The organism is Glaciihabitans sp. INWT7, assembly GCF_014217685.1.
Classification (GTDB): Bacteria; Actinomycetota; Actinomycetes; order Actinomycetales; family Microbacteriaceae; genus Lacisediminihabitans.
Window position 1 is genome coordinate 2893116 of record NZ_CP043653.1, and the last position, 26875, is coordinate 2919990.

Annotated in this window: 24 protein-coding genes; 9 read left to right on the top strand and 15 right to left on the bottom strand. The window is 65.9% G+C overall.

Features of this window, described 5'->3' with window-relative positions; translation table 11 throughout:
- Positions 1-38 precede the first annotated feature (38 nt).
- Positions 39-2477, bottom strand: coding sequence for an ATP-dependent helicase (locus F1C58_RS13930; protein ID WP_185201661.1), 2439 nt, complete (start codon positions 2475-2477; stop codon positions 39-41).
- 110 nt (positions 2478-2587) lie between these two features.
- Here F1C58_RS13930 and F1C58_RS13935 point away from each other — a divergent pair, with 110 nt between their 5' ends.
- Positions 2588-4009 carry an NAD(P)/FAD-dependent oxidoreductase gene (locus F1C58_RS13935; protein WP_255461127.1) on the top strand — a complete coding sequence of 474 codons (1422 nt, stop codon included), beginning with the start codon at positions 2588-2590 and terminating at the stop codon, positions 4007-4009.
- On the opposite strand, the gene F1C58_RS13940 is transcribed toward F1C58_RS13935, so the two are convergent.
- On the bottom strand, positions 4003-4380 hold the full coding sequence (locus tag F1C58_RS13940; protein ID WP_185201662.1) for a hypothetical protein: 378 nt from the start codon (positions 4378-4380) through the stop codon (positions 4003-4005). The two genes, F1C58_RS13935 and F1C58_RS13940, sit on opposite strands and share 7 nt — an antisense overlap.
- A gap of 60 nt (positions 4381-4440) precedes the next feature.
- Positions 4441-5457, bottom strand: coding sequence for a glycerophosphodiester phosphodiesterase family protein (locus F1C58_RS13945; protein WP_255461128.1), 1017 nt, complete (start codon positions 5455-5457; stop codon positions 4441-4443).
- A gap of 58 nt (positions 5458-5515) precedes the next feature.
- On the opposite strand from F1C58_RS13945, the gene F1C58_RS13950 reads away from it, so the two are divergent.
- The 4 genes from F1C58_RS13950 (at position 5516) to F1C58_RS13965 (ending at position 7878) form a co-directional block, all read left to right on the top strand.
- Positions 5516-5797: a zinc-ribbon domain-containing protein gene (locus F1C58_RS13950; RefSeq protein WP_185201664.1), complete on the top strand. Its 282-nt coding sequence runs from the start codon at positions 5516-5518 to the stop codon at positions 5795-5797.
- A gap of 4 nt (positions 5798-5801) precedes the next feature.
- Entirely contained in the window at positions 5802-6299 is a 498-nt protein-coding gene (locus F1C58_RS13955; protein ID WP_185201665.1) for a hypothetical protein, read from the top strand.
- Positions 6300-6348: 49 nt separating this feature from the next.
- Positions 6349-7179 carry a Bax inhibitor-1/YccA family protein gene (locus tag F1C58_RS13960; RefSeq protein ID WP_185201666.1) on the top strand — a complete coding sequence of 277 codons (831 nt, stop codon included), beginning with the start codon at positions 6349-6351 and terminating at the stop codon, positions 7177-7179.
- 186 nt (positions 7180-7365) lie between these two features.
- Positions 7366-7878: a MarR family winged helix-turn-helix transcriptional regulator gene (locus tag F1C58_RS13965; RefSeq protein WP_185201667.1), complete on the top strand. Its 513-nt coding sequence runs from the start codon at positions 7366-7368 to the stop codon at positions 7876-7878.
- Between the two features lie 2 nt (positions 7879-7880).
- On the opposite strand, the gene guaA is transcribed toward F1C58_RS13965, so the two are convergent.
- The 9 genes from guaA to guaB all read right to left on the bottom strand — a co-directional run bounded on the left by guaA (position 7881) and on the right by guaB (position 18468).
- Entirely contained in the window at positions 7881-9467 is a 1587-nt protein-coding gene (gene guaA, locus F1C58_RS13970) for a glutamine-hydrolyzing GMP synthase (RefSeq protein WP_185204169.1), read from the bottom strand.
- Entirely contained in the window at positions 9463-9918 is a 456-nt protein-coding gene (locus F1C58_RS13975) for a DUF3817 domain-containing protein (protein ID WP_185201668.1), read from the bottom strand. The genes guaA and F1C58_RS13975 overlap by 5 nt, the downstream gene beginning before the upstream one ends.
- A 4-nt stretch (positions 9919-9922) precedes the next feature.
- Complete coding sequence (locus tag F1C58_RS13980) at positions 9923-10750, bottom strand: SURF1 family cytochrome oxidase biogenesis protein (RefSeq protein WP_185201669.1); 828 nt, start codon at positions 10748-10750, stop codon at positions 9923-9925.
- A 4-nt stretch (positions 10751-10754) separates the two neighbouring features.
- Entirely contained in the window at positions 10755-12107 is a 1353-nt protein-coding gene (locus tag F1C58_RS13985) for a cation:proton antiporter (protein WP_185201670.1), read from the bottom strand.
- 2 nt (positions 12108-12109) lie between these two features.
- The gene (locus tag F1C58_RS13990) at positions 12110-12661 is read right to left on the bottom strand and encodes a cation:proton antiporter regulatory subunit (RefSeq protein WP_185201671.1); all 552 of its coding nucleotides are present in this window, start codon (positions 12659-12661) and stop codon (positions 12110-12112) included.
- Positions 12662-12757: 96 nt separating this feature from the next.
- A complete protein-coding gene (locus F1C58_RS13995) occupies positions 12758-14488 on the bottom strand; it encodes a glycerol-3-phosphate dehydrogenase/oxidase (RefSeq protein ID WP_185201672.1) in 1731 nt (576 codons plus the stop codon).
- A 34-nt stretch (positions 14489-14522) separates the two neighbouring features.
- Positions 14523-15641 carry a GuaB3 family IMP dehydrogenase-related protein gene (locus tag F1C58_RS14000; protein WP_255461129.1) on the bottom strand — a complete coding sequence of 373 codons (1119 nt, stop codon included), beginning with the start codon at positions 15639-15641 and terminating at the stop codon, positions 14523-14525.
- 145 nt (positions 15642-15786) lie between these two features.
- Positions 15787-16749 (bottom strand): hypothetical protein, encoded by a 963-nt coding sequence (locus F1C58_RS14005; RefSeq protein ID WP_185201674.1) that lies wholly within the window; start codon positions 16747-16749, stop codon positions 15787-15789.
- Between the two features lie 216 nt (positions 16750-16965).
- On the bottom strand, positions 16966-18468 hold the full coding sequence (gene guaB / locus F1C58_RS14010; protein WP_185201675.1) for an IMP dehydrogenase: 1503 nt from the start codon (positions 18466-18468) through the stop codon (positions 16966-16968).
- A gap of 239 nt (positions 18469-18707) precedes the next feature.
- Between guaB and F1C58_RS14015 the strand changes: the two genes are divergently transcribed.
- From F1C58_RS14015 to F1C58_RS14030, 4 genes are read left to right on the top strand one after another with little or no spacing between them, the layout of a single operon-like run.
- On the top strand, positions 18708-20087 hold the full coding sequence (locus F1C58_RS14015; RefSeq protein ID WP_255461130.1) for a branched-chain amino acid ABC transporter permease: 1380 nt from the start codon (positions 18708-18710) through the stop codon (positions 20085-20087).
- A gap of 16 nt (positions 20088-20103) precedes the next feature.
- Positions 20104-21078 carry a branched-chain amino acid ABC transporter permease gene (locus F1C58_RS14020; protein WP_185201676.1) on the top strand — a complete coding sequence of 325 codons (975 nt, stop codon included), beginning with the start codon at positions 20104-20106 and terminating at the stop codon, positions 21076-21078.
- Complete coding sequence (locus F1C58_RS14025; protein WP_185201677.1) at positions 21059-22057, top strand: ABC transporter ATP-binding protein; 999 nt, start codon at positions 21059-21061, stop codon at positions 22055-22057. The genes F1C58_RS14020 and F1C58_RS14025 overlap by 20 nt, the downstream gene beginning before the upstream one ends.
- A complete protein-coding gene (locus F1C58_RS14030) occupies positions 22054-22803 on the top strand; it encodes an ABC transporter ATP-binding protein (RefSeq protein ID WP_185201678.1) in 750 nt (249 codons plus the stop codon). Before F1C58_RS14025 ends, F1C58_RS14030 begins: the two co-directional genes overlap by 4 nt.
- 280 nt (positions 22804-23083) lie before the next feature.
- Here F1C58_RS14030 and F1C58_RS14035 read toward each other — a convergent pair whose 3' ends face one another.
- The 3 genes from F1C58_RS14035 to rarD all read right to left on the bottom strand — a co-directional run bounded on the left by F1C58_RS14035 (position 23084) and on the right by rarD (position 26811).
- Positions 23084-24355 carry an ABC transporter substrate-binding protein gene (locus F1C58_RS14035; RefSeq protein WP_185201679.1) on the bottom strand — a complete coding sequence of 424 codons (1272 nt, stop codon included), beginning with the start codon at positions 24353-24355 and terminating at the stop codon, positions 23084-23086.
- A 212-nt stretch (positions 24356-24567) separates the two neighbouring features.
- A complete protein-coding gene (locus F1C58_RS14040; protein WP_185201680.1) occupies positions 24568-25830 on the bottom strand; it encodes an ABC transporter substrate-binding protein in 1263 nt (420 codons plus the stop codon).
- 45 nt (positions 25831-25875) lie between these two features.
- Positions 25876-26811 carry an EamA family transporter RarD gene (rarD, locus tag F1C58_RS14045; RefSeq protein WP_370543665.1) on the bottom strand — a complete coding sequence of 312 codons (936 nt, stop codon included), beginning with the start codon at positions 26809-26811 and terminating at the stop codon, positions 25876-25878.
- Positions 26812-26875: the final 64 nt, after the last annotated feature.

Consider the following 26875-nt stretch of genomic DNA (forward strand, 5'->3'; position numbering starts at 1 on the left):
ATAATGAAAGGCACAGCGGAGGCAGAGGGACGCGCGAGCTAGAGCTTCTCGATGGGCGCCAGTTTGATCAGCAGGCGTTTGCGCCCGGCGGTGTCGAATTGCACCTCGGCGATCGACTTGGGCCCGATGCCGGTCACGCCGGTCACGCGACCGTCACCGAAGTCGATGTGGCGGATGCGATCCCCCGCCGCGAGCGTGAGGTCGCCGTTGTCCCGCACCACGTTCGTCACCCGGTTGGCCCACTGGGTCTTGGGCTGCGCCGCTCGCTCGGCACGGGCGGCACGGGCGAGAGCCGTCGCCCCCGGTCCACTGGACGCAACATAGCCCGAGCCCAGCGCCGGGGCATCCTCGGCACCGAATCCGCCGCGGCGCGCGTTGAGCGCCCGCGGTTGGGTGCCCCCGCGCGACGTGGCCATGCCGGGCGACTGGCGCCAGTCGATGAGCTCGGGTGGGATCTCCTGCAGGTAGCGCGACGGCATGGCGACGGAGACCTCACCGAACTGCGCCCGGGTCATCGCGAGCGAGAGGTAGAGCTTTCGGCGTGCGCGGGTGATGCCCACGTAGAACAGTCGCCGCTCCTCGGCGGGCCCGCCGGGCTCGTTCGCCGACATCCGGTGCGGGAGCAGGTCTTCCTCGATGCCGGTGAGGAAAACGGCCTCGTACTCCAGGCCCTTCGCGGTGTGGAGCGTCATGAGCGAGACGGTGCCGCTCGAGTCGTCGATGTCGTCTGCCGCGGCCACGAGCGAGGTCTCGGTGAGGAAGTCGAGCAGCGTGCCATCCGGATTGTTCTTGTTGAACTCCTTGGTCACCGCCACAAGCTCCTCGATGTTCTCGGCGCGAGCTTCGTCCTGGGGGTCGCGGGATGCCCGCAGCGCCTCGACGAGCCCCGTCTTGGTGATGAGGGCGGTGAGGATGTCGGCGACCGCTGCGGTGTCGGAGGTGAGCGCCACCTCGTCGAGGATCGCGCCGAGGCCGAGTATCGCTCCGGTGATCTTGGGCCCGAAGCCCATCTCGTCCGCGTGCCGAAGTGACTCGCGCAGGGTGATCCCGTGCGTCTCCGCGTAGCGCTGCAGGGTCGCCTCGGTGACGCCGCCGATGCCGCGTTTCGGGGTGTTGAGGATGCGACGCAGGGCCATCGGGTCCGCCGGGTTCGCGATGGCGATGAGGTAGCCGAAGGCATCCTTGATCTCGGCGCGTTCGTAGAACTTGGTTCCGCCGAGCACCCGATAGGGCAGGGCCGAGCGGATGAAGATCTCTTCCAGCGCTCTCGTCTGGGCGTTGGTGCGGTAGAAGACGGCGATGTCGCGGTACTCGATGTTGCCGGTGGAATGGAGCTCGGTGATCTCGTCCGCGATGAACTGGGCTTCGTCGTGCTGGCTGTAGCCGGTGAAGCCCACGATCTTGTCGCCGTCGCCGACGGTGGTGAAGAGCTTCTTGTCCTTGCGGTCGAAGTTGTTCGAGATCACCGCATTCGCCGCACTCAGGATGTTCTGTGTCGAGCGGTAGTTCTGCTCGAGCAACACCACCTTGGAGTTCGGGAAGTCGCGTTCGAACTCCACGATGTTGCGGATGTCGGCGCCGCGGAACGCGTAGATCGACTGGTCGGAGTCACCGACGACCGTGAGCGAGGCGGGCTCGAGGTATTTCGTGGGGTTGCTGAGCAGCGAGCCGTCGAATCCCGTCGCACCACCGAGCAGGTCGGTGCGCGGCGGCTGGGTGAGCTCCCGGATCAGCGAATACTGCGCGTGGTTCGTGTCCTGATACTCATCGACCAGGATGTGCCGGAAGCGCCGCTGGTAGAGCGCGGCCACCTGCGGGAAGGCCCGGAACAGGTAGACGGTCTGGCCGATGAGGTCGTCGAAGTCGAAGGCGTTGGCGCTCTGCAGGCTGCGCGTGTACTCGCGGAAGATGTCGAGGAACACCCTCTCCTGCGGGTCATTGAAGTTCGCCCCGCGCGCGTAGGACTCCACGTCGTTCAGCTCGTTCTTGAGCTTGGAGATCTTGCCAGCAACGCTCGAGACGGTGAAACCGAAGGTGTCGGCATCCAGGTCCTTGATGATCCGCTTGATCAGCGCACGGGAGTCCGCGGAGTCGTAGATCGTGAAGTTCTTTCCGAAACCGAAGTGCTCGGCCTCCCGGCGCAGGATGCGCACGCAGGCGGAGTGGAAGGTTGAGATCCACATGCCCTGGGACGCCTGCCCCAGTATGGCCTCGACGCGCTCGCGCATCTCGGCGGCGGCCTTGTTGGTGAAGGTGATCGCGAGGATCTGAGACGGCCAGGCATCCTGGCTCTCGATCAGGCTCGCGACCCGCCGGGTCAGCACGCTGGTCTTGCCGGACCCGGCGCCCGCGACGATGAGCAGTGCATGGCCGCGATACTCGACGGCTTCGCGCTGCTGCGGATTGAGTCCGGCGAGCAGAGGCGACTCTCTCGGCTCGGAACGCGAGGACTCGGCCGGATCCAGGATGAAGGTCATAACCGACCCAATTGTAGGGCGAGGCACCGACGGTTCTGCGAAAGTGCTGATGGGCCAGGGGCTCGATCGGGATCGCCTTTACTCTGAGACCGAGCCCCTTGGAGAGAACAGTGCCCGCATCCCCCGTCGATCGTGACTTCGACGTCGTCGTCATCGGAGCCGGGCCCGCCGGCACTGCCGCCGCCCTGCGCGCCGCCGAACTCGGAGCGCGCGTCGCCGTGCTCGAATCGGATCGCACCGGCGGCACCTGCGTGAACACCGGCTGCGTTCCCACCCGGGTTCTCGCCCGGACCGCCCGCATCACCCGCGAGATGCGCACCGCCGGGTCGTGGGGAATCATCCTCACCGAACAGTCTCTCGACTGGCCGGAGACCGTCGCCCGGGTGACGCGCACGGTAGACCGGGTGCGCTCGATCAAAGCCGAGGCCGATCGATTTGCTGCCGCCGGGATCGAGCTGATCCTCGAGGGTCGCGCGCGATTCTCCGACGCCAACACCCTTGTGCTCGACAGCGGTCGCGTGGTCACCGCCGACTCGGTCATCATCTGCGTCGGCGGGCACTCTCGCCGGCTGCCGATTCCCGGGGCTCACCTCGCGACGGTTCCGGAAGACATCCTCTCCCTGCCGGAGTTGCCCGCTCGCCTCGCCGTGATCGGGGCGGGCAACACCGGGGCGCAGCTCGTGACGGTTTTCAATTCCTTCGGCAGCGCCGTCACCGTGTTGGATGTCGCGCCCCGCCTTCTCATGGCGTCGGACGCCGCGATCGCCGAGGCCGTGAGCGAGGCCTTCGTTCAGCAGGGCGTGTCCGTGCGCACCGGTGTCGACGGGGTGGACGGCCTCTCACGGGCTGCCGATGGCTCGATCAGCCTGAGCTGGCGAGAGGGTGGTGCTGAGACATCCGCCGAATTCGATGCCGTGATCATGGCGACCGGCTGGCCCGCGGATGTGGATGACCTCAGTCTCGAGCACGCGGGGATCACCCCGGCCCGATCAGCGATTCCCGTCGACCAGTACTTCCGCACGGCCGTGCCGCACATCTTCGCCGTGGGAGATGCGAACGGACGGGACATGCTCGTGCAGGCCGCACACTTCGAGGGTGAGGCCGCTGCGGAGAACGCGGTGCTCGACGCGAATCGACGCACCCCGCATCACCTCCTGCCCGCGGGCGGCTTCACCGACCCGGACTATGCCGGAGTGGGACTCACCGAGGCCGTGGCGCGCGAGCGCGATCCGCACTGTGTAGTCGCCCGAGTCGATTACTCCACGCTCGACCGGGCCGTGATCGACGACCGGGAGCGCGGATTCCTCATGCTCATCTCCGATCGCCGTCGCGAGCTGATTCTCGGTGCGCACGCCGTCGGCGAGAACGCGATCGAGGTGGTGCAGTCGGTCACCACAGCGATGGCGGCCGGCATCGACGTAGCGACCCTCGCGAACGTCAAGTTCGCCTATCCCACCTACAGTGCGGTGATCGGGCTGGCCGCGAGGGCACTGCTGACGGAGCGGAAAGAGCCGGTTCCCCCGCTTCAGTGAGGCGTGAGGCCGGTCCAGTTGAGCGGCGGCTGGCCATTCGGGGTGGGTGCCCCCGGGTTGTCGAAACGGGTGTTGGCTCGGCCGGAGGAGGACTGCGGATCACCGGTGCCCGCTCGCCGCTGGGTCTGGATGCCGACCACGACGAGGGCGATGCCCGACACGAGCGCCACGATACCTACCGCGACGTCGATCGTTCCGACGGTGGAATCGATCGTGGCTGCGGCGAGCGCGATGATCGACTGCGGCACGAGCCACCAGGATCCGATGACCGCAAGCACGCCGAGCGCGATCAGAAGCCCACCGTTGCGCCGGCCGCGAAGCCGGAGCTCGTCCTGCTGCAGCGCACGTTCGGTGAGGTCGACAGTGTCCATATCGTGAGAGTAGTTCGTCTGTCACCGGGTGTCGAGGATTTCGACACCGCCGCCGGCCTACTAGATGACTAACGCGGATCTCGCCGCGATCGCGAGATCGGGCTGGTCGGTGAAAACCCCGTCGACCCCCATTCCCATCAACTCGAGGAATTCGGTCTTCCAGTCACCGAACCGGCTCGCGGATGTGCCGTTCCTCAGTGCCTTCGCGAGAAATTTGTTCTCCGCGCGGAGCGTCCAACAGAACACGGTGAGTCCTGCGGCGTGGGCGCGCGCGACGAGTTCGGCGCCGACGGGTGAGCCCGAGGCATCCGTGTGCTGCAGCAGATGCTTGTCGAAGCTGATGCCGTCTGCGCCCACAGCCAGTGCCGCCAGGCCGTCGACGGTGAGGTAGGAGGAGAAGGGACGAGCGTCGTCGCCGTACCGGGCGACCTGGTCGGCGGGGGCACCCTCGACGTCGACGAGGAACACATAGCGCGCCCGCACTCCCCGGTCGCGGATCTGCCCGAGCACGGTCTCTTCGAAGCTCTCGACCGTGAGCCTGTCGTCGTCGGCCCAGCCCGCTGCGGCGAGCTCCCTGCCGAAGAGTTCGTCGAGGGGCAGGCCGATCGACGCGAAATAGCTGGCGTGCTTGATCTCCGCGACCATGCCGATTCGCGCGCCGCGAGCGCTCAGCGGTGCCGCATCGAGCAGCACAATCAGGTCGACGAGCCTCAGGATGCGCTCATCCGAGTACTGGGCGTTGTGGGGCCGCACCTTGGCAAGCCGCTCCCGCGCGTGCAGCGTTGCAAGTTCAGCCCAGGTGAAGTCCTCGGTGAACCATCCGGTGAGACTCACCCCGTCGATGTCTCGTGTCGTGCGACGGTCGGCGAACTCGGGATGCGAGTCAACATCAGTCGTGCCAGAGATCTCGTTCTCGTGGCGGATCACGAGCACGCGGTCCTTGGTCGCGACCAGATCGGGCTCCACGGCATCCACCCCCTGTGCGAAGGCGAGCTCATAGGCAGAACGGGTGTGTTCGGGCCGGTAGCCACTCGCTCCACGATGACCGATCACGAGGGGGCCGGGGGCAATAGTCACAGCGCCAACGCTACGGGATGCCGCTGGCGCGCTCGGCGGAGTTGCTACTCTCGTGGCCATGGGGAAATGCGCGAACTGTGGGACGACGCTCGATCCGAGTTGGAAGTTCTGCATCGCGTGCGGGGAGCCCGTCGCGGCCGCCGAGGAGACCGCCGCGGAGGGTGGCACTGCCGCCCAGCCGCGCGAGCCGATCCCCTCGGCCATCCGTCCCGACGAGCCGGACGAACCGATGCCCCGCAAGCGAATGGATGCGGCCGTCATCTTCGGAGTGGCCATGGCCCTCGGTGGCGGTGTGCTGATCATCCTCGTGGCGATCGCCGTCTTCAGCCCCCGGGTCTGAGCCGATGGTGACGGGTCCCGGCTGGCAGGAACCGACCGCACGAATCCCCCTGCGCTGGGGCAGCTACCGCGTGCGCTATCCCGGTGCCCTCGCGCTCATCCTGGCCGGCGCCCTCGTGCTGCAGGCCGGGTCCGCCTATGCCGACTATCTGATCGTCCTCGGCGCCGGAGCACACATCGCCGGCTGGCTGATCCTTCCCGCACGGGGTGCCCGACGGGCGGCCGTCGCGGTGCCGAGTGCGCTTCTCGTCGGTTCCCTGCTGATCGGATCGGTGGCCGCGGTGCTTCTCGTCGGATCACTCGCCTTCTGGCTGTTGCTGCGGGAGCGCCCCGGGCGCAGCTATCTCGCGACGCTTCTTCCGCTGGCCAGCGGTCTCCTCCTCGCGCAGCTCTATCCGCAGTACGGGGACGGGGCGATCGTGGTGGCCGTCTCTCTGGTGGTGATCGTGGCATCCGCCTGGATCGCGCGCGGTATCGCCGTGCGCACAACGCAGGGCCGATAGCGGGGCAATCCCCAGCATTTCGGATGCCTCGGCCGATAAACTCATAGCTATGGCTTCCTCGAACCCGGCATTTAACCGTTCCCCCGCTTTCTCGTCCAATCGCGACGTCGCGGCGAAGATGCAGTCCGGCGCAACTCCCGCGGTCTCGACCGAGGGAATGACTGCGGCTCAGCTCACCGAGCTCTACAGCGCACCCTCGGCGACACCCACCGACACCGACCGCATGACCTATGAAGACACGATGGTCAAGATCGTCGTCTCGTTCGTGATCCTGCTGGTCGGCGCCGCCGTCGGCTGGTTCTTCCCGGTGCTCGCCCTCCCGGCCGCCATCGTCGGATTCGTGCTCGCTCTCGTCAACATCTTCAAGAAGAAGCCCTCTCCCGCCCTGGTGCTCAGCTACGCCGCCGTCGAGGGGATCTTCGTCGGTGGGATCACCGTGTTCTTCGAATCGCGCTTCCCGGGCATCGCCGTCCAGGCGGTTCTCGGCACCCTCGTGGTCGTGGGCGTGACCCTCGCCCTCTTCGTCAGCGGCAAGATCCGCGCATCCAAGCGTGCGACCAAGGTGTTCCTGATCGCGATGATCGGCTACGGCGTCTTCTCGCTGATCAACTTCATCCTCATCGCTACCGGCGTCAACTCCGATGCCTTCGGCCTGCGAGGCAGCGTTCTCGTCTTCGGCATCCCGCTCGGCGTGATCCTCGGCCCGCTCGTGATCATCATGGCGGCGTACTCCCTGGTACTCGACTTCGACAGCATCAAGACGGGGGTGCAGCGTGGAGCGCAGCGCGCCTACGGCTGGACCGCCGCCTTCGGCATCATGGTCACCGTCGTCTGGCTCTACCTCGAGATCCTGCGCCTGCTCGCCCTTCTGCGCCGATAGCTCCAGCAGGGCCCAGGCGACCGCGGGGCATTCTGTCCGTCGGTCCCCCGACGATCAGGTACATCGCGACTGGGCCCGCGTCATGCGAGAAACGACACCCAACTTCTGGGGGTCGTCAGAGCGTGCGCACAGCCCCGGCGGAACCTAGGCTTTATTGCACCGAACCGCCAAGCGAAGGAACCGTCCGTGACATCCGCTGAACTGGCTGCGCGGCAGGCACCCCTCGTGTCGGATGACGCGCATCTCCTCGGCGAGCCGGGGAGCCCCACGCGCCTTCTGGCGCGAGCCCTCCACCATCTCGACATCGAGCATCGTCGCATCCGTGGGGTCTTCGCCGACTCTCTCGGGGTGAGCGCCTCGGAATTCAACGCGCTGATGCATCTGGGCGAGATCGGCGAGGTCACTCCCAAGGCGCTGGCTCAGGAGCTCGGCCTCACCACCGGCGCGATGACCGCGATGGTCGATCGACTCGAGGCGTCTCGATTGGTCTTACGTCGCCCGAACCCGGACGATCGCCGATCCCTCTACGTGCGCCTGTCGCCCACTGGCCAGGAGGCACGCGAGCACGTCTATCGCCGCTACTTCGAGGCCGTGTCGCACGCCGACGGCACCTGGCGACCAGACGATACCGCCTCGGCAATCGATGCGCTCGAGCACATTGCGCAATCGATCCGCAGCACCATCAGCGTGACGGAGTAGGGCTACTCCCACTCGATGGTGCCCGGCGGCTTCGACGTGACGTCGAGCACCACTCGGTTGACGCCGGCGACCTCGTTCGTGATGCGGTTCGAGATGCGCGCGAGCACGTCGTAGGGCAGTCGAGTCCAGTCGGCGGTCATCGCATCTTCCGACGAGACCGGACGGAGCACGATCGGATGCCCGTAGGTGCGTCCGTCGCCCTGCACGCCGACGGAGCGCACATCCGCGAGCAGCACGACCGGGCACTGCCAGATCTCCTGGTCGAGGCCGGCCGCCGTGAGCTCGGCACGAGCGATCGCATCCGCCTTGCGCAGAAGCTCGAGGCGGTCGCGCGTGACCTCGCCGACGATACGGATGCCGAGGCCGGGGCCGGGGAAGGGCTGGCGGCCGACGATGACCTCCGGAAGCCCCAGCTCGCGGCCGATGGCCCGCACCTCGTCCTTGAACAGGGCACGAAGCGGCTCGACGAGCGAGAACTGCAGGTCTTCGGGCAGCCCGCCGACGTTGTGGTGGCTCTTGATGTTCGCGGTGCCGGTCCCGCCGCCCGATTCGACGACGTCGGGATACAGGGTGCCCTGCACGAGGAAGTCGATCGACGTGCCATCCCCGGCCGCTTCGGCGACGAGGTCGGCAGCTGCGGCCTCGAATGACCGGATGAATTCGCGCCCGATGATCTTGCGCTTGGTCTCGGGGTCGCTCACCCCGGCGAGAGCGTCGAGGAACTGGTCGACGGCATCAACGGTGACGAGTCGAACGCCGGTGGACGCGACATAGTCCTCCTCGACCTGGCGGCGCTCATCCTGGCGCAGCAGTCCATGGTCCACGAAGATGCAGACGAGCTGGTCGCCGACGGCCTTGTGCACGATCGCGGCGGCGACGGCGGAGTCGACGCCTCCGGAGAGGCCGCAGATCACCCGCGCGGTTCCCACCTGGGCGCGGATGCGCTCCACCTGTTCGGCGATGACACTCCCGCTGTTCCAGTCCGCCGGGATCCCTGCGGCATCGTGGAGGAAGTTCTCGAGCACCCGCTGGCCGAACTCGGAGTGCTTCACCTCGGGATGCCACTGCACCCCGTACAGCCGCTGCTCGTCGCTGGCAAAGGCCGCGACCGGGGTGGATGCACTCGACGCGAGCACGGTGAAACCCTCCGGCGCCTTCGAGACCGAGTCGCCGTGACTCATCCAGGTGGTCTGTTCCGTCGGCTGGTCGCCGAGCAGCGTCGAGTTGCCGGGCGCGAGGGTCACCGCGGTCGATCCGTATTCGCGCAGACCCGTGTTGGCGACCTCTCCTCCGAGCTGCTGCGCCATCACCTGGAAGCCGTAGCAGATGCCGAGCGTGGGGATGCCGAGCTTGAGGATGCCCGGGTCGAGGCTCGGCGATCCGGCCTCGTACACGCTCGATGGGCCTCCACTCAAGACGATCGCGGAGGGATTGAGAGCGGCGACGTCTGCCGCCGTGATCGTGTGCGGCACGATCTCGGAGTAGACGTTGGCCTCGCGCACCCGGCGGGCGATCAACTGGGCGTACTGGGCGCCGAAGTCCACGACGAGTACTCTCTGGTGGTCGGTCTCGCTGCGTGCCGTGCTAATGATTCGTTACCTCCGAGGGGGCGGCCGGAGCCGGGACGGCCTGTTCGAGCTCGGCGAGCTCGAGACGCACGCGACGCGTGATGAAGTGCTCGACGATGAAAGACAGGAACGGCACGACCCCACCGAGCGCGATCTGGATGAAGCGCAGGAAGGGCCAGCGCATGAAGCTCCACAGGCGGAAGTCGGCGAAGAGATAGACCACGTACAACCAGCCGTGCGCGATGAGGATGCCGGTGGAGAGGTTGATCGCGCGAACCGTGCCATCCGGAACCAGGGCGATGAAACCCTGGCTGCCCCCGAGCTCGATCTCCCGCTGGATCGGCGAGTACTTGAGCACCATCTCGAGCACCAGCAGCAGCAGCAGTGTTCCGGTGACATACGCGGACACCCGGTACCATTTCACCGCTCCGCGGATCTTCGGGATGTCGGACAGTCGGGGTCGAAGCGCCATGGGCCTAGTTTACGTGCGCAGCTTGGGCGTCCGCCGCGCCTCCCTCGACCGCTACGCCCTCTGCGGCCTCCTCGCGCTCACGCTCCCAGGTGTCGCGCACGAGGCGGTACCAGAGGAAGATCGCGAAGCCGGCGAAGACCACCCATTCGACCGCATAGAAGACGTTGAGCAGGTTGACCTCGACATCGGAGGAAGGCTTCGGCGAATCGATCTTGGCGAGACCGGCGGCGGGATCGGCCGCGGTGAGGTAGCCGCCATAGACTCCCGCGACATCCGGTGTCTTCCAGGTGTTGAGGAACGCGCCGGGCGTCATCGTGGAGAGCTTGCCGTGCTCGAAGTCGCTGTCCTGCGGCCCCTCGGCGGGGATGTATCGCCCCTCGATCGGCACCACGGCGACACTCGACTGTTTCTCCAGAGTCTTCATTGTGGATACCGCACCCGCGCGGTCCGCGGACCAGCCGACCGCGACGGCCAGCCCGGCCGAGGTACCGGAGTCGAGCGCGGCCGAGAAATGGCCGACCACCCAATACCCGGCGGTCGCCTTGTTCAGCCGATCGCTCACGATCGAATAATCCCCCGCATTCCAGCGGCCAGACGCGGTCACCAACTGCGCGTTAGCACGATCTGAGACGGGAGACTGTGGCTTCGCCACATCCTCCAACGGCACCGCGGTCTCGGTGTCTCGCTCGATCACCGTACCGGTGGCCACCGCGCGGGCGAGCTGCCACTGGCTGAGCCCGGCGAATCCGGCCGCGACGATGAGCGCCAGAGCGAGGGCGCCGATCCACCGTGGTCGGCGGGCGACGCTCCATACCGTTTCTGTCTCGGTCATGCTGTCAATATTCCGGATCCCTCATGCGTTCGGCCTGCGCGTCAGACTGTTGCATCGCCTGCTCGATCAGCCGGTCGGCTGCGGTCACAGCGTGCTCCGGCTCTCCGGCATCGAGACCGGCAGTCGCGGCTTCGACCAAGGCGATATTCTCCTCCGCCATGATGGGAATCGGCTTTGCGGCGGCTTTCTTCTTCTTCGTGCGCAGCACGACCGCGCCGATCTTCTCCGAGTTCGCGGCGAGGATAGGCCCCATGATCGACATCACGAGCACATAGAGTCCCGCGAACGGCACGATCCGGCTGTCGAGCCCCGCGCTGATCGAGAGTGTCGCGAGGATGAGGGCGAATTCCCCGCGGTTCTGCAGGATGACAGTGGCGTTGATCCCCGCCTGCGGACCGAGCTTGTTGAGCCAGGCGACGAACTGCCCCGCGAGCACGTTCAGCACCACCGTCATCACGACGGCGCCGGCCACCGGTACGAACACCGACGGGAACTCCCCGATGTTCAGCGTGAGACCGAAGTTGAGGAAGAAGAAGGCGCCGAAGACATCCCGCATCGGCAGGGAGAGATGTTCGATCTTCGAGCGGTACTTCGTGGCGCCCAGCACGAGACCGATCAGGAACGCCCCGATGGCATCCGTCACGCCCAGCAGTTCCCCGATGCCGCCGAAGGCGACCGCGAGCCCGAAGAACAGGATGGTGAAGAGCTCATCGTCCTTGGTGCGGAAGAGTTTCGAGACCCACCTGCCACCCCAGCGCGCGATGGTGAACATCACGACGAGGAAGAGGAATGAGATCCCCAGCTTTCCGACCACCGGCCAGATCGCCGTCTCGCCGCTCAGGACGACGCCGACGATCGCGAGGTAGATCGCGATGAAGATGTCTTCGACCACCGTGACGCCCAGGATCATCGGGGTCTCGCGATTGGGCAGCCGATTGAGCTCGATCAGGAGCTTCGTGACAATGGCGCTCGAGGAGGTCGCGGTGATGCCGGCGATGATCAGCGCCTCGCGGGTGCCCCAGCCGACCCAGAATCCGAAGGCGAGGCCCACGGCCATGTTGACGAGGATGTACGAGCCGCCCGAGACGATCAGCTTGCCGGCGTTGCCGAAGAACTCGTCCTGGTCGAACTCCAGACCGAGATTGAACAGCAGCAGGATCAGCCCGAAGATCGCGATGAGCTCGATCTGGCCGGAGTCGAAGTTGAGCGGGAACCATCCGGTGTGCGGGCTCGCCAGCAGACCGACCAGCATGTAGACCGGGATGGCGGGAAGGCCGATCAGCTTGCCCAGCCTGCCGAACACGTAGGCGATGATGAGGAGCGCCCCGAGAATCGCGAGCTCTTCACCCAGATGCACGGCTAGCCTCCGGGCGGTGCGTCGACGGGCGTCGGACCGGCGGGCGTCCGCGCGGCGAGCGTCAGCTCACCCGTGCGGTAGAAATTGAAGGCCTTGTTCACCTTCTCCGGGGAGCCGGCGACCACGAGGGTGTCGCCGGGGAAGACCTTGAAGTCCTCGGCCGGAACCGGATTCGCCGATTCACCACGCACCACCGCGACGACCGTGAGTCCAACCACACCGTGGGAGGCGAGGTTACCGAGTTGCTGGCCCGCGATGTGGTCGTCGTAGTCGACAGTGAACCAGTCGATGGAGAGACCCGGGATCTGGTCGAGCTTGTCGAGGCCCTCGGTGATGCGGGTGCCGCCGAGCAGTTCGGCGAGAGTGTGAGCCTCGTCTTCGCTCAGGCGCAGGGATACCTTGCTGGCATCGGATCCGTCTTCTTCGTCGGCGAAGGTGATCAGATCGCTGTGACCGGAACGGTGGGTGATCACGCCGGCCTTGCCGCCGTCGGCGGTCACGAAGGTGTGGAGCACACCAACACCGGGGAGTTTGACCCGTCGAACATCGACCATCGTGCTGACCCTTTCACCGACCGGACAATCAGGGGCCAGTCTACCGGGGCGCCCCTGGACGACCCCCGGAGGGGCCATCCGAAGGGCGGACGGGACCTACTTGCTCGAGACGATGTCCGGGGCCTCGAGCCGCACGCGGTCGGCGGATTCGTCGTCGGGCTCGAGCTGGCTGTCGCGCTCGGCCTGCACCCGCTTGAGGTAGTTGTTGGTCTCCGCCTCCACCCTCGCGGCGTCCCAGCCGAGCACATCGCCCATCAGCTTCGCCGCGACCGGGGCTGCGGAGATGCCGCGGTCCCAGGCCTCGATCGAGATGCGGGTACGGCGCGCGAGCACGTCCTCCAGGTGGAGGGCGCCCTCGTGGGTGGCCGCGTACACGACCTCTGCTTCGATGTAGTCGTCGGCGCCGGGCAGCGGGGTGTTGAGCGACGGCGTCTCCCGGATGAGATCGAGCAGCTCATCCGTCATCACCCCATAACGGTTGAGGAGGTGCTCGATGCGCACCTTGTGCACGCCGAACGCCCGGGCGATCTTCGCCCGCTTGTTCCACGCCGCCTGATATCCCTCTGCGCCGAGGAGAGCGATGTCCTGGGTGACGCTCTTGGGCACGTTCGCGTCGAGAGCGGCGGCGGCGGCATCGATCGCATCCTTTGCCATGATGCGGTAGGTGGTCCACTTGCCTCCGGCGACCACGACGAGCCCGGGCACGCTGTGCGCGACAATGTGCTCGCGGGAGAGTTTGGAGGTCTGGTCCGATTCCCCGGCGAGCAGCGGACGAAGGCCGGCGTAGACGCCTTCGACGTCGTCGCGCGTCAGCTTCACCGCGAGCACGTCATTCACGTGCTGGAGGATGTAGTCGATGTCGGCCGCGGTCGCAGCCGGGTGCGACTTGTCGAGGTGCCAGTCGGTGTCGGTCGTACCGATCAGCCAGTGACGACCCCACGGGATCACGAAGAGCACACTCTTCTCGGTGCGCAGCAACAGGCCCATGCTCGACTGGAAGCGGTCCCGCGGCACCACGAGGTGCACGCCCTTTGAGGCCCGCACCTTGAACTGGCCGCGCTCGCCCACCATGGACTGCGTGTCATCCGTCCACACACCGGTCGCGTTGACGACCTGCTTGGCGCGGATCTCGAACTTCTCGCCGGTCTCGAGGTCGTGCGCGTTGACGCCGACCACCCGCTCGCCCACCTTGATGAAGCCCTCGACGCGCACCCGGCTGGCGACGTGCGCGCCGTAGAAGGATGCCGTGCGGGCCAAGCTCGCCACATAGCGTGCGTCGTCCACCTGGGCATCGTAGTAGGTGATGCCACCGACGAGCGCGTCGTTCGACAGGCTCGGGATCGAGCGCATCACCTGGGTCTTGGAGAGGTGACGGTGATGCGGCACACCGGGCGGTCGACCGCCGGTGTAGCTGAAGATGTCGTAGAGCAGCATGCCCGCGCCGATGTAGAGACGCTCTATGACGCGCTTCTTGAGCGGGTAGAGGAAGCGCACCGGCTTCACGAGATGAGGGGCGAGCCGCTGCAGCAGAAGGCCACGCTCGATGAGAGCCTCACGCACGAGCCGGAAATCCAGCTGCTCGAGGTAGCGGATGCCGCCGTGCACGAGCTTCGACGACCGGCTCGACGTGCCGCTCGCCCAGTCGCGCGCCTCGACCATGCCCACGCTCAGACCACGGGTCACGGCGTCGAGGGCACTGCCCGTTCCGACGATCCCGCCCCCCACGACGAGGATGTCGAGTTCCTTCTCCTTGAGCGCAGTGATCGCATCAGCGCGCTCCTCCGGTCCCAGTTTCGATGAGCGGGTTACCGTCTTGAGCCTGGCCATCTCTGCCTCCGTCAGTCGTGCTGGTTGTTCGGTGCTACTTCTGGTAGGGCGCGACCACCACTTCGACCCGCTGGAATTCCTTGAGGTCGGAGTACCCGGTGGTCGCCATCGATCGGCGCAATGCGCCGACGAGGTTCACGGTGCCATCCGCAACTGTGGATGGGCCGAAAAGAATCTGTTCGAGGGGCGCGACCTGGCCGACTTCGACCCGGTTGCCGCGCGGGAACTCGCTGTGGTGCGCTTCCGCACCCCAGTGCCATCCGCCGCCCGGAGCCTCGGTGGCGCGTGCGAGCGTCGAGCCGAGCATCACGGCATCCGCTCCTACCGAGAACGCCTTGGCGATGTCGCCGGAGGTTCCGAGCCCGCCGTCGGCGATCACGTGAACGTAACGCCCGCCGGACTCGTCCATGTAGTCGCGGCGTGCGCCCGCGACATCCGCCACCGCGGTGGCCATCGGAGCGTGGATGCCGAGGCTCGCGCGCGTCGACGACGCCGCTCCCCCGCCGAAGCCGACGAGCACACCCGCCGCTCCGGTGCGCATCAGGTGAAGCGCGGGAGTGTATCCGGCGGCTCCACCGACGATCACCGGCACGTCGAGCTCGTAGATGAATTTCTTGAGGTTGAGCGGTTCCTGGTTCTGCGAGACGTGCTCGGCGCTCACGGTCGTACCGCGGATGACGAAGAGGTCGACTCCGGCCTCGACGACAGTCTTGTAGAGCTCCTGGGTGCGTTGCGGTGAGAGGGCAGCGGCGACCGTCACTCCGGCGGCGCGGATCTCGGCCAGGCGGGAGATCACGAGCTCCGGCTTGATCGGCTCCGCGTAGATCTCCTGCATCCGGCGGATTGCCTGCGCATCAGGAAGCGCGCGGATCTCCGCGAACAGCGGTTCCGGGTTCGCGTAGCGCGTCCAGAGCCCCTCGAGGTCGAGCACACCCAGTCCGCCGAGCTTGCCCATGAGGATCGCCGTGGCGGGAGAGACGACCGAGTCCATCGGAGCCGCCAGGAACGGGATCGAGAACTGGTAGGCGTCGATGCCCCAGTTGACCGAGACATCCTGGGGGTCCCGAGTGCGTCGATTCGGCACGATGGCGATGTCATCGAAGGCATACACCCGGCGAGCGCGCTTGGCGCGGCCGATTTCTACGTCACTCACGGGTCCAACCCTACCCGGGGTGCGCGGCTGGGGTAGCCCTCGGCAGTGCGGGTTGGTGGGTGATGATGGCGACCGTCGGTCTCCGGCATCCGTCGCGGCGGGAGACCCGCGCGCTCCCGGACTCTCAACGCCCTCGCGGACGGAGTCACACATCCCTCCACGACGTCATAGCCCCGCCGCGAGGGACACCGGCCTGCAGCAGCATCCGCTCGAGTCGCACAGGAGCTTCCACATGTTCCGTGAGGATGCGGGTCACCCCGACCTCCAGTGCGCGCAACCTGTCCTCCCGCTTCTTCTCCCTCCAGACGACATCTCCGGGGTCGCCCCTGGTGAATTCGTCCCTGGTGTACTTGGACTTACCGTCGAACTCCGCAGCCCTGCGAACCGAGCGCCAGAAGAAGTCGGGCTCGATCCTTCCTTGGGCGTCGACGAATTCGACCTGCAACTCAGGAGCGTCGAATCCCAGCAGATGGATGACGGAACGCGCCGTCGACTCCCCGAAAGAGTCCGACAGGCTGGTCGAGAATCCGATGCACCGCTGCAGGTGACGAATTCCGAATCGCGGATGGAGCCGATCCAGTTCCTCGACGAGCGCGGCCTTCTCGAGTGCCCCGGATCGCTTCCTCCACAGCACCCAGTCCAAAGAACCGATCGCTTTGGTAAAGCTGTGAGTGCGAGCGACATCGATTGCGGTCCGCTCGATCGATGTCACCGGGATTCCGTCCACCACCTGGATGGATGCCGTCCGGAATCCGCTTGCGGTCTTGCGCACTCCCGGCTCTGAGCGGCCGCCGCCTCTCCATTCATCGAGGATCGTGACCTCTGTCGGCCAGGCCTCATCGATGGGCATCCCCCAGACGGCTGCGGCAGAGACACCGGCCAAGGCAGCGGGCCGTTGCACGGCCGCCAGGGCAGCCCGCGCTCGGAGAAGGTGTCGTTCCCGTGTGTCAGCAGCGTCCCAGACTGTCCGGGTGACGAACGCTCCACGGCGGAGTTTCACGAGTATCCCACGCTCGGCGTCGCGGCGAAGAGCTCTCGAATCGCCGAGCACGTCCCGAAGTTGGGTGAAGAGAATCAGTCCGTTGCGGCCGAGAGCGTCGTAGTCCATGTGCAGAAACTGCCGTGAACCGGAATCGCGCGCGCCACGCCAGCGAAGTTCTGGGAGACTTCGCGAACATCCACCGCCTGTCGAGGAGGGGATAAGACGACACGGACGGCGACACGAATCCGTCCACGAGGCCGGCACGACTCCGGGAAGGGGCGTATCCCCCGCCACGGGTTCCGTCGCGACCGAGTTCGGGCCCGCGACCGCGCGCGCCCCGCGTCAGCGCGAGTAGTTCGGCGCTTCCACCGTCATCTGGATGTCGTGAGGGTGCGACTCTTTCAGCCCCGCCGCGGTGATCCGCACGAACTTACCCTTGGCCTTCAGCTCCGGGATGGTGCGAGCGCCGGTGTAGAACATCGACTGGCGCAGGCCTCCGAGCAGCTGGTAGGCCACGGCCGACAGCGGGCCACGATAGGGCACCTGGCCCTCGATCCCCTCCGGGATGAGCTTGTCGTCGGAGGGCACGTCGGCCTGGAAGTAGCGATCCTTCGAGTAGGAGGTCTTCTCTCCGCGGCTCTGCAGCGCGCCCAGGGATCCCATGCCGCGGTACTTCTTGTACTGCTTGCCGTTCACGAAGACCAGGTCGCCCGGGCTCTCGTCACAGCCGGCGAGCAGCGACCCGAGCATCACGGTGTCGGCTCCGGCGACGAGGGCCTTGGCGATGTCACCCGAATACTGCAGCCCGCCGTCGGCGATCACCGGGATGCCCGTCTCACGCGCCGCGAGGGACGCCTCGTAGACCGCGGTCACCTGCGGTACCCCGACGCCGGCCACCACACGAGTGGTGCAGATCGAGCCGGGACCGACGCCCACCTTGATGGCGTCCGCACCGGCATCCACGAGCGCCTGAGCGCCGCCACGGGTCGCCACGTTGCCGCCGATGATGTCCACGTGACGGGCGACCGGGTCGCTCTTCAGCCGACGGATGATGTCGATCACCCCCGCGCTGTCCCCGTTCGCTGTGTCGACCACCAGGGCGTCGACCCCGGCGTCGATGAGCAGCATCGCGCGCTGCCAGGCGTCACCGAAGAAACCGATGGCCGCGCCGACGCGCAAGCGACCGTTCTCGTCTTTCGTGGCCTGCGGATACTTCTCCGACTTGTCGAAATCCTTCACCGTGATCAGACCGCGCAGGCGGCCGGATGCGTCGATGAGAGGCAGCTTCTCGATTTTGTGCTGCGCGAAGATGGCGACCGCGTCATCCGGGTCGATTCCTTCTGGCGCGGTGATCAGGGGGGTGCGGGTCATCACGTCACGCACGAAGGTCGTCGCCTTCTCGAACGGCGAGACGAAGCGCATGTCGCGGTTGGTGATGATGCCGACGAGCGTGCCGTCGCCTTCGACGACCGGAAGGCCGGAGACCCGGAACTGGCCACACAGGGCATCCACCTCCGCGACGGTCGCGTCGGGGGTGGTCGTCACCGGGTTCGTGATCATCCCGGATTCGCTGCGCTTCACCCGATCGACCTGCTCGGCCTGGTCGGCGAGGGAGAGATTCCGGTGCAGCACACCGAAGCCCCCCTGGCGCGCTATGGCGATGGCCATGCGTGATTCCGTCACGGTGTCCATTGCGGAGGAGAGCAGCGGAGCGGCGACGGTGATGCGGCGACTCAGTCGGGCAGTGGTGTCCGCTTCACTCGGGATGACGTCGGTATGGCCCGGAAGCAGCATCACGTCGTCGTAGGTGAGTCCGATGAAACCGAAGGGATCCGGCTGATCCATGAAGTCCTCATTTTTCGCGCGAGTTGGTGGTGAAAATTGCCGGGGTACGACGATGGATTCCGGTAAGCAATGTTAACCGGTTAGACCTCGCGGCTATTCCACGGCCATAATGGGCCAACCACAGATTGTGTCCCTGACGAAACATGGGGGACACAATCCGCCAGTAACGTCAACGACGACGTACGCCAGAACGGCCCGGGAACCCCTTTGTTCCGGCTGGCGCTCGTCTTGGAGGATTCGTGACACTCGTACCCAGTGCCCGCCCACAGCGAACACGCTGGCTGATCGGCATCGCAGCGGTGCTGCTCGCCGTCTTCGCGTTCTCGGCCAGCCCGGCGTTACTGACCGCGGCGAATGCGGCCACGACCACTCCGGTCGACCCCGCGACCGCGAAACAGTCGATGCAGATCTGGGTGCGGCTCGACTCGGACAAGACCGGCGTTCCGAACGTCAGCGTCAACGTCACCGGAAAGAGTGGATTCGACGAAACCGTCGTCACGGGCCCTGACGGCAAGGTGCTCGTCGGCTTCGCCAAGTCCGGCACCTACACCGTCACCGTCGACGAGAAGTCGTTGCCGGCAGGCGCGGGATACCCCAATCTCAACCCGAGAAAAGTGGATGTCTTCGCCCAGGGCATCGAGATTCCCGCCTACTTCCTCGTCTCCCCGTCGAACCCGGCCATCGGCAGCACTCCGACGCCGGGACCCAGCGACGGCATCTCCAACGAGTCCAGCGCCCAGTTCTGGAGCGTCTTCTGGTCGAAGGTCGTCACCGGGCTCATCTTCGGACTGCTTCTCGCCCTCGCGGCGATCGGCCTCTCCCTGATCTACGGCACCACGGGGCTCAACAACTTCGCCCACGGAGAGCTCGTCACCTTCGGTGCGCTCATGGCCTATACCTTCAGCGGAATCCTGCACTGGCCGGCCTGGATTGCGATCATCATCGCGGTGGTTCTCGGCGGCGCGTTCGGCTGGGTGCAGAACGCCGGGCTGTGGGCGCCGTTGCGCAAGCGCAACCTCGGCCTCATCCCCCTGATGATCGTGACGATCGGCCTCTCCCTGGCCCTCCGCTACATCTTCGTGTTCTTCTGGGGAGCCGACCGCCTCACCCTCCCCAACTCCACCAAGCCCTTCCTGGTGATCGGGGCGATCAGCCTCAAGTTCACGGATGTCGCGGGCGCGGTAGTGGCGATCGTGCTCCTGCTCGCCGTGGCCTACGTGCTGCTGCGCACCAAGATCGGCAAAGCGACCCGCGCGGTGGCCGACAACCGCTCGCTCGCCGCGGCATCCGGAATCGACGTCGAAGGCGTCATCCGCACCGTGTGGATCGGAGGAGCGGCCCTCGCCGCCCTCTCCGGCGTCTTCGTCGGGTACTACCAGTCGCTGCGCTGGGACACGGGGGCCTCGATCTTGCTCCTGATCTTCGCCGCCGTCACCCTCGGTGGCCTCGGTACCGCATTCGGAGCCCTCATCGGCTCCATCGTGATCGGCGTCTTCATCAACGTGTCGACAGTCTGGCTTCCGGAGAACCTGAAGTACGTGGCCGCCCTGGTGGTCATGATCCTCATCCTCCTCTTCCGCCCACAGGGCATCCTCGGTCGACGAGACCGCATCGGTTAAGGGAGCGAAACACACCATGGACTACAACTTCATCCCCCTCTCGTTCGGCGAACTGTTCTCGCCGACCACCGCGGCCTATGCGCTGGCGACGATCGGGCTGGCCGTGCACTTCGGCTTCACCGGGCTGCTCAACTTCGGCCAGGCCGGCTTCATGGCCATCGGCGGGTACGCCTTCGCCATCACCTCGGTGAAGTGGCACTGGCCGCTCTACGGCTCTGTGCTCGCCACGATCGTCGCGGCCACGATCTTCGCCCTCATCCTCGGGATCCCCACGCTGAGACTCAGGGCGGACTATCTGAGTATCGTGACGATCGCCGCAGCGGAGATCATCCGACTATCGGTGAAAACACCGGAGTTCTCGAGCGTCACCGGTGGCTCCGAGGGCATCAACGGGTCGGCGATCACCTTCAACGCCACCAACCCGTTGCCCGAGGGCAGATTCGGCTTCGGGGTGCTCACCTACTCGTCCGACCAATGGTGGGTGCGAATAGTCGGCTGGGCGCTCGTCGCTCTCGCCGCTCTCCTGGTGTTCCTGCTCATCCGCAGCCCCTGGGGCCGCGTGATCCGCGGAATCCGTGAGGACGAGGATGCCGTGCGCAGCCTCGGTAAGAACGTGTACTCCTACAAGATGCAGGCCCTCGTGCTCGGTGGCGTGTTCGGCGGACTCGCCGGTGCTCTCTTCATTTTGCCGCGGTCGCTGCAGCCCGACAACTACGGCACGCAGCTCACCTTCTTCCTCTACACGATCCTCTTGCTCGGAGGAGCGGCGACGGTGTTCGGGCCCATCATCGGGTCGATCATCTTCTGGGTGACGCTGTCTCTCTCAGATGGGCTGCTCAGCCTCGGGGTGAATGCTCATGTCATCCCGATCTCCTCGATCCAGCAGGGGCCGATCCGATTCGTCATCGTCGGCGTCGCCCTCATGATCCTGGTGATCTTCCGACCACAGGGAATTTTCGGCAAGAAGAAGGATGCACAGTTCAGTGTCTAATCGAACTCCCACCGCAGAACTCGTTGCCGGCCCCGCGGTGCCCGGTGTAGCCAAGATCGACCCGATCCTCATCGCCGACAAGGTGAGCCGCCACTTCGGCGGACTCATGGCCGTCGAGGTGGACCACCTCGAGATCCCGCGGGGTGCGATCACCGCGCTCATCGGTCCGAACGGTGCCGGCAAGACCACCTTCTTCAACCTGCTCACCGGATTCGACAAACCGAACACCGGCACCTGGAACTTCGGGGGCAAGAACCTCGCCCGGATGCCCGCATTCCGCGTCTCTCGCCTCGGGATGGTGCGCACCTTCCAACTGACCAAGGCGCTCGGTCGGCTCACGGTGCTCGAGAACATGCTGCTCGGCGCGAAGGAGCAGGGGGGCGAGAACCTCTTCGTTGCTCTGGTCCGTCCGTTCTGGCGCAAGCGCGAGGATGCCATCACCGAGCGCGCGATGTCGCTGCTGGCGAAGTTCAAGCTCGACACCAAGTCCGAGGACTACGCGGCAAGCCTCTCCGGCGGCCAGCGCAAGCTCCTCGAGATGGCCCGTGCGCTCATGAGCGAGCCGGAGATGGTCATGCTCGACGAGCCGATGGCCGGGGTGAACCCGGCGCTGACGCAGTCTCTGCTCCACCACATCCAGGATCTGAAGGCCGAGGGTATGACCGTGCTGTTCGTCGAGCACGACATGCACATGGTCAACGAGATCGCGGACTGGGTCGTGGTGATGGCCGAGGGCCGCATCGTCGCAGAGGGCCCTCCGGGTGTGGTGATGAACGACCAGGCCGTGATCGACGCCTACCTCGGGGCGCACCACGAGACCGACCTCGGGACCCTGACAGGGCAGATGGAGATCGCCGAGGGAATGGACTCGGATCTCGTGAAGGACGAGATCGAGACCGACCTCGCTGCGGAACACTCCACGACCGACACAGTCACGCCGAGCGCAGGCGCCCCCGACGCGAAGGCGGACGACAAATGAGCGAGATCGTACTCGAGACCACGGATCTGGTTGCCGGCTACCTGCCCGGTGTCAACATCCTGAACGGCTGCAACGTGCATGTCGGAAAGGGCGAGCTCGTGGGCATCATCGGCCCGAACGGCGCCGGGAAGTCGACGCTGCTGAAGGCGATCTTCGGCCAGGTGAACATCCGCAGCGGAAGCGTCATGCTCAAGGGCGACAACATCACCGGTCTGAAGGCCGACAAACTCGTCTCCAAAGGCGTCGGCATGGTGCCGCAGAACAACAACGTCTTTCCCAGCCTCACCATCGAAGAGAATCTGCAGATGGGCATCTACCAGGAGCCCAAGATGTACAAGCCGAGGCTGGACTTCGTCACGAGTCTGTTCCCCGAGCTCGGTAAGCGACTCAAGCAGCGGGCCGGATCGCTCTCCGGTGGGGAGCGCCAGATGGTGGCGATGTCCCGCGCTCTCATGATGGAACCGAGCGTCCTGCTTCTCGACGAGCCGAGTGCGGGGCTCTCCCCGGTGCGGCAAGACGAGACCTTCATCAACGTGGCCGCCATCAACCGTGCCGGTGTCTCGATCATGATCGTGGAGCAGAACGCGCGGCGCGCCCTGCAGATCTGCGATCGCGGCTACGTGCTCGACCAGGGGACGGATGCCTACACCGGCACCGGCCGCGACCTCATGAAGGACCCGAAGGTCATCGAGCTCTACCTCGGAACCCTTGCGGCCGACCAGGAGAAGTCGAAAGCCGCCAGCTAAGCCAGCGGAACGAGCGCGGGTGGACTCGGTCCGCCCGCGCTTTTCTGTGCGCTGCAGCGCCCTCCAGCACGCTCTGGCGGCTCTCCCTGTGCCGCGCCGCACGGCCCGAGCTGTGCGGGCCGGGATCTGTTGCGAGTTACGAGGCGCACAAATCGCATCCACTCCCGACTCGATGGCGCCGGTCCTCCAGGTGTCGCGGACACGTAGCCGCTGGACCCCACCGCAGACGCGCAAAAGGGGCCCGACCTCGCGGTCGGACCCCTTCTTGCACTAGCGGCGGTTACAGCTTGCCGTAGACCTGCTGCTCGAACGCGTTGGTGTTACCCGTCGCGTACTTGTAGATGGAGACATAGGCCTCGGTCGGGTCGCCGTTCTTGTCGAACGTGATCGGACCGGACAGACCGTCGTAGTTGATGTCCTTCTTGTCTGCGATCAGCTTGGCGCAGTCGGCGTACGACGTGCACTTGGTGCCCTTCTCGGAGACCGACTGCAGGTTCGCCTTGATGGTCGCACCATCGGTCGCGCCACCCTGGAGCGCGGCGAGAGCAGCGACAACCACGGCGTCGTAAGACTCGGCCGCGTAGCTGAAGACGTTCAGTTCTGAACCGCCCTGCTTCTTGACGAGAGTTTGAAGGTCGGCCTGGAACTTCTTGGTCGCCTCGACACCCGGGTTGGTGAACTGCGCGCCGGCGATGTCGACGTTGGTGTCCTTCTCGCCGATGACGCCGTAGTTGCCGTCCGTGCCGTAGAACTTCTTGAAGTCGAAGCCCTTCGCCGCGAGCTGCTCCGCGATCGTCTTGATCTCGTCGAACGAGATCACGACGAGGGCGTCGGGGCTGGTCGCCAGCAGCGAGGTGATCGCACTGTTGAAGTCGGTGGATGCCGGCTCGAAGATCTCTTCACCGGCGATGGTTGCGCCACCGGCGGTGAGGGCCTTCTTGACGTTGGACTCGAGGCCCGTGCCGTACGCGTCGTTCATGTACAGGATGGCGACCTTAGTCGCGCCGTCCTTCAGGATCTTGTTGCCGAGGATGCGGCCCTGGAGAACGTCGGACGGGGCGGTGCGCCAGTAGTAGCCGTCATCCGCGTAGTTGGTGAAGTCCGGCGAGGTGTTCGCACCGGAGATCTGCACGACACCGGCCTGCGTGACCTGGTCGATGAAGGTCTTGGAGACGCCGGAGGAGGCTGCTCCGATGATGACCGAGACGCCATCGGCCAGGAGCGCCGTCGCCGACTGGGTCGCGATGTCGGTGGTGGTGTCGCCCGAGTCCTTGTGGGTGACAGAGATCTTGAGCCCCGCCTTGGCGGCGTTGATGTCCTGCACGGCGAGGTCGACGCCGGCGATCTCGGGCGGGCCGAGAACCGCGAGGGTTCCGGTCTGCGGAAGAATGCTGCCGATTTTGAGGCTCAGGTCCTTGCCGTCAGTGGTGGTGCTGCCCGTGGATGCACAGGCGCTGAGAAGAAGCGCGCTGACACCGAGGATCGCAATACCGCTGATGGTGGACTTGAGGGCCCGTGAGCGGGAGGCCTTAGCCTTCGCGAAAACGCTCATGATGCTCCTTGCGTTGAGTTGTGATGAGGACGTGACAATACGGGGTACTGCACTGCTATCGAAGGTATTGCCCCGGAGGTCTCGAAACAATACGTGCGTGTTACAGCCACGTAACACGGCCGAATCGTTACTTTCCGTTACGTTGAGATCGTTCTCCGGTCGAAAAGCTCCGTTTTCGGCGCGAGCCACGCCGTCTTCTGCCACCAGCGGCGTCAGCCGGCCAGAATGTCGCCGACGCGCGCGAAGCGTCCGGCGGGGTCGTAGCGGTAGAGCCCGAAGTGCACGGGACTCGTGTCGCCGTTGGCGTCGAATGTGGTGGCGCCCGAGATTCCGTCGTAGTCGATGTCGGCGGATGTCTTCAGCACGCCGACACACTCGCTGAAAGTAGTGCACTCGATTCCTCCGCCCGACACCTCTCGCAGGTTGGACGCGATCGCTGAGCCGCTCGCATCCTTCGCCACCGTCGCCGCGAGGGCGGCGAGAATCGTGGCGTCATAGGCTTCCTCGGCATACTGCAGGTCGGTGACCGCCGGTGCGAGAGCCGCGACACGCGCGACGAAGGCGGGAGTCGGCTGCGCCCCCTCGAGGATGCCGTTCACGCCCGCCAGCGTGCCGACCGGCAGGGCCTGGGAGTAGTCCGCGGTGTTCTGTCCGGTGAGCCAGAGTTTCGCTCCGCCGAATCCCGCCGCCGTCAGCTGAGTGATCATTGCCGTGTTCTGCGCCATTGCGCTGAACGGGCTCACGAAGACGACGTCGTCTGGTTTCGAGCTCTTCACCGCGGCGATGATGGGCGCAAGGTCCTTCGTGGTCGCATCGATCTTCTGCACAGCCACCACGCCTCCGGATGCCGCAAGTGCCGCCCGCATCGTGCCGAGAACCGCCCGACCCATGTCGTCATCGAAGTAGACGATCGCGATGCGGGCCCTTCCGCCACCGATGGTCTTCGCGAGGGCGTCCCCTTCCAGGGCTGAAGAGCCGATCGTGCGAAAGAAATAGCCGCCGGATGCCACAGAACTGAGACGCATGGCGGTGGCGGCGGGAGAGATCATCGGCAGCTTCGCCGCGACGAGCTTCGGGATGACCCTCTCGGCCAGCACCGATGACGACGGCCCGACGAGCACGTCGGCCTTCGCGGTCACGAGGTCGGCGATCGACGCCTCGATGGTCGCGGTGGAGACATCGCCGGAGTCCCGGGCGAGCACTTCGACGGGTTTGCCGAGCACGCCACCGGCATCGTTGATCTCCTTGACGGCCACCGCGACACCCGCGGCCTGTGCGCCGCCGAGATAGGACTGGGTGCCGGTGCTGGGGAAGAGAGTGCCGATGCGCAGTACCCCGTCGCCCGATGGCGTAGCCGTCGATGTGGCCGACGGTGCCGACGGAAGTGGCGTGGGGGTTGCGACAGAGCAGGACACGAGCGCAAGGCAGAACACCACTCCAGAGACGGCAGCGAGAAGCGTTCGGGAGCGCGACATGATGGTCCTTCGGGTAGATCGGGTATGTCGAACCCTACAGTTCGGTCACTGGGCCGGCAGCGAGGCGCGACGTGCCCGCGGCGCCGAGACGAAGATGTCGACGGTGAGGATCGTGAGCGCAACCCAGACGAGGGCGAATCCAATCCAGCGCGCGGGCGGCATGTCCTCCCCCAGCACGAAAGCACCCACCACGAACTGGAGCACCGGCGCGAGGTACTGGGTGAGCCCGAGGTAGACGAGGGGCAGTCGTCGCGCGGCGGCGGCGAAGAGCAGAAGGGGAACCGCGGTCACGACACCCGCACTCACGAGGAGAAGCGTGTGGGCGAGGCTCACCGTGCCGAAGGTGAGGCCGGCACTGGTGCCGACGACGGCAAGCTGCACGATCGCGACCGGTGCGAGCCAGGCCGTCTCGAGCGTGAGCCCGCTCACGGCATCCACCGCTGGGCCCACTCGCTTCTTGATGAGCCCGTACAGCCCGAAGGAGAAGGCGAGCACAAGCGAGATCCACGGCAACGTCCCGTAGTTGAATGCGAGCACGACGACCGCGACGAGGCTCGTGCCGACGGCGATCCACTGCGCAATCCGCAATCTCTCCCGCAGGAAGAGCACCCCGAGCAGAACTGTGACGATGGGATTGATGAAGTAGCCGAGGGATGCCTCGATCACCTTGCCATCGAGCGTCGCGAAGACGTAGACCTGCCAGTTGACGAAGATGAAGACCGCGGCGAGACCCATGGTGAAGACGATGCGCGGCTGGCGCAGGATCGCGACGAGCGCGGGCCATTTGCGCGTGACGGTGATGATCATCGCGCAGAACACCAGGGAGAACAGGATGCGAAGCCCAACGATCTCGAAGGCGCCCGAGGGTTGGAGCAACAGGAAGTAGAGCGGCAGGATGCCCCAGAGCGCGTAGGCCGCGACGGCCATCACCACACCCGATCGCTCCGTGGACTGTTCGGGGGTTCGCGAGCTGGACATCATGGGGATGTTACGGCACAAAAGAGAAGGGGCCCATTCCGAGGTGATCGGAATGGGCCCCTTCGTG

Coding starts and splice junctions, on each gene's coding strand:
- F1C58_RS13930 (WP_185201661.1), bottom strand. CDS start 2,477: ATGACCTTCATCCTGGATCCGGCCGAGTCCTCGCGTTCCGAGCCGAGA.
- F1C58_RS13940 (WP_185201662.1), bottom strand. CDS start 4,380: ATGGACACTGTCGACCTCACCGAACGTGCGCTGCAGCAGGACGAGCTC.
- F1C58_RS13950 (WP_185201664.1), top strand. CDS start 5,516: ATGGGGAAATGCGCGAACTGTGGGACGACGCTCGATCCGAGTTGGAAG.
- F1C58_RS13955 (WP_185201665.1), top strand. CDS start 5,802: ATGGTGACGGGTCCCGGCTGGCAGGAACCGACCGCACGAATCCCCCTG.
- F1C58_RS13960 (WP_185201666.1), top strand. CDS start 6,349: ATGGCTTCCTCGAACCCGGCATTTAACCGTTCCCCCGCTTTCTCGTCC.
- F1C58_RS13975 (WP_185201668.1), bottom strand. CDS start 9,918: ATGGCGCTTCGACCCCGACTGTCCGACATCCCGAAGATCCGCGGAGCG.
- F1C58_RS13980 (WP_185201669.1), bottom strand. CDS start 10,750: ATGACCGAGACAGAAACGGTATGGAGCGTCGCCCGCCGACCACGGTGG.
- F1C58_RS13990 (WP_185201671.1), bottom strand. CDS start 12,661: ATGGTCGATGTTCGACGGGTCAAACTCCCCGGTGTTGGTGTGCTCCAC.
- F1C58_RS13995 (WP_185201672.1), bottom strand. CDS start 14,488: ATGGCCAGGCTCAAGACGGTAACCCGCTCATCGAAACTGGGACCGGAG.
- F1C58_RS14005 (WP_185201674.1), bottom strand. CDS start 16,749: ATGGACTACGACGCTCTCGGCCGCAACGGACTGATTCTCTTCACCCAA.
- guaB (WP_185201675.1), bottom strand. CDS start 18,468: ATGGATCAGCCGGATCCCTTCGGTTTCATCGGACTCACCTACGACGAC.
- F1C58_RS14020 (WP_185201676.1), top strand. CDS start 20,104: ATGGACTACAACTTCATCCCCCTCTCGTTCGGCGAACTGTTCTCGCCG.
- F1C58_RS14025 (WP_185201677.1), top strand. CDS start 21,059: ATGCACAGTTCAGTGTCTAATCGAACTCCCACCGCAGAACTCGTTGCC.
- F1C58_RS14030 (WP_185201678.1), top strand. CDS start 22,054: ATGAGCGAGATCGTACTCGAGACCACGGATCTGGTTGCCGGCTACCTG.
- F1C58_RS14035 (WP_185201679.1), bottom strand. CDS start 24,355: ATGAGCGTTTTCGCGAAGGCTAAGGCCTCCCGCTCACGGGCCCTCAAG.
- F1C58_RS14040 (WP_185201680.1), bottom strand. CDS start 25,830: ATGTCGCGCTCCCGAACGCTTCTCGCTGCCGTCTCTGGAGTGGTGTTC.
- rarD (WP_370543665.1), bottom strand. CDS start 26,811: ATGATGTCCAGCTCGCGAACCCCCGAACAGTCCACGGAGCGATCGGGT.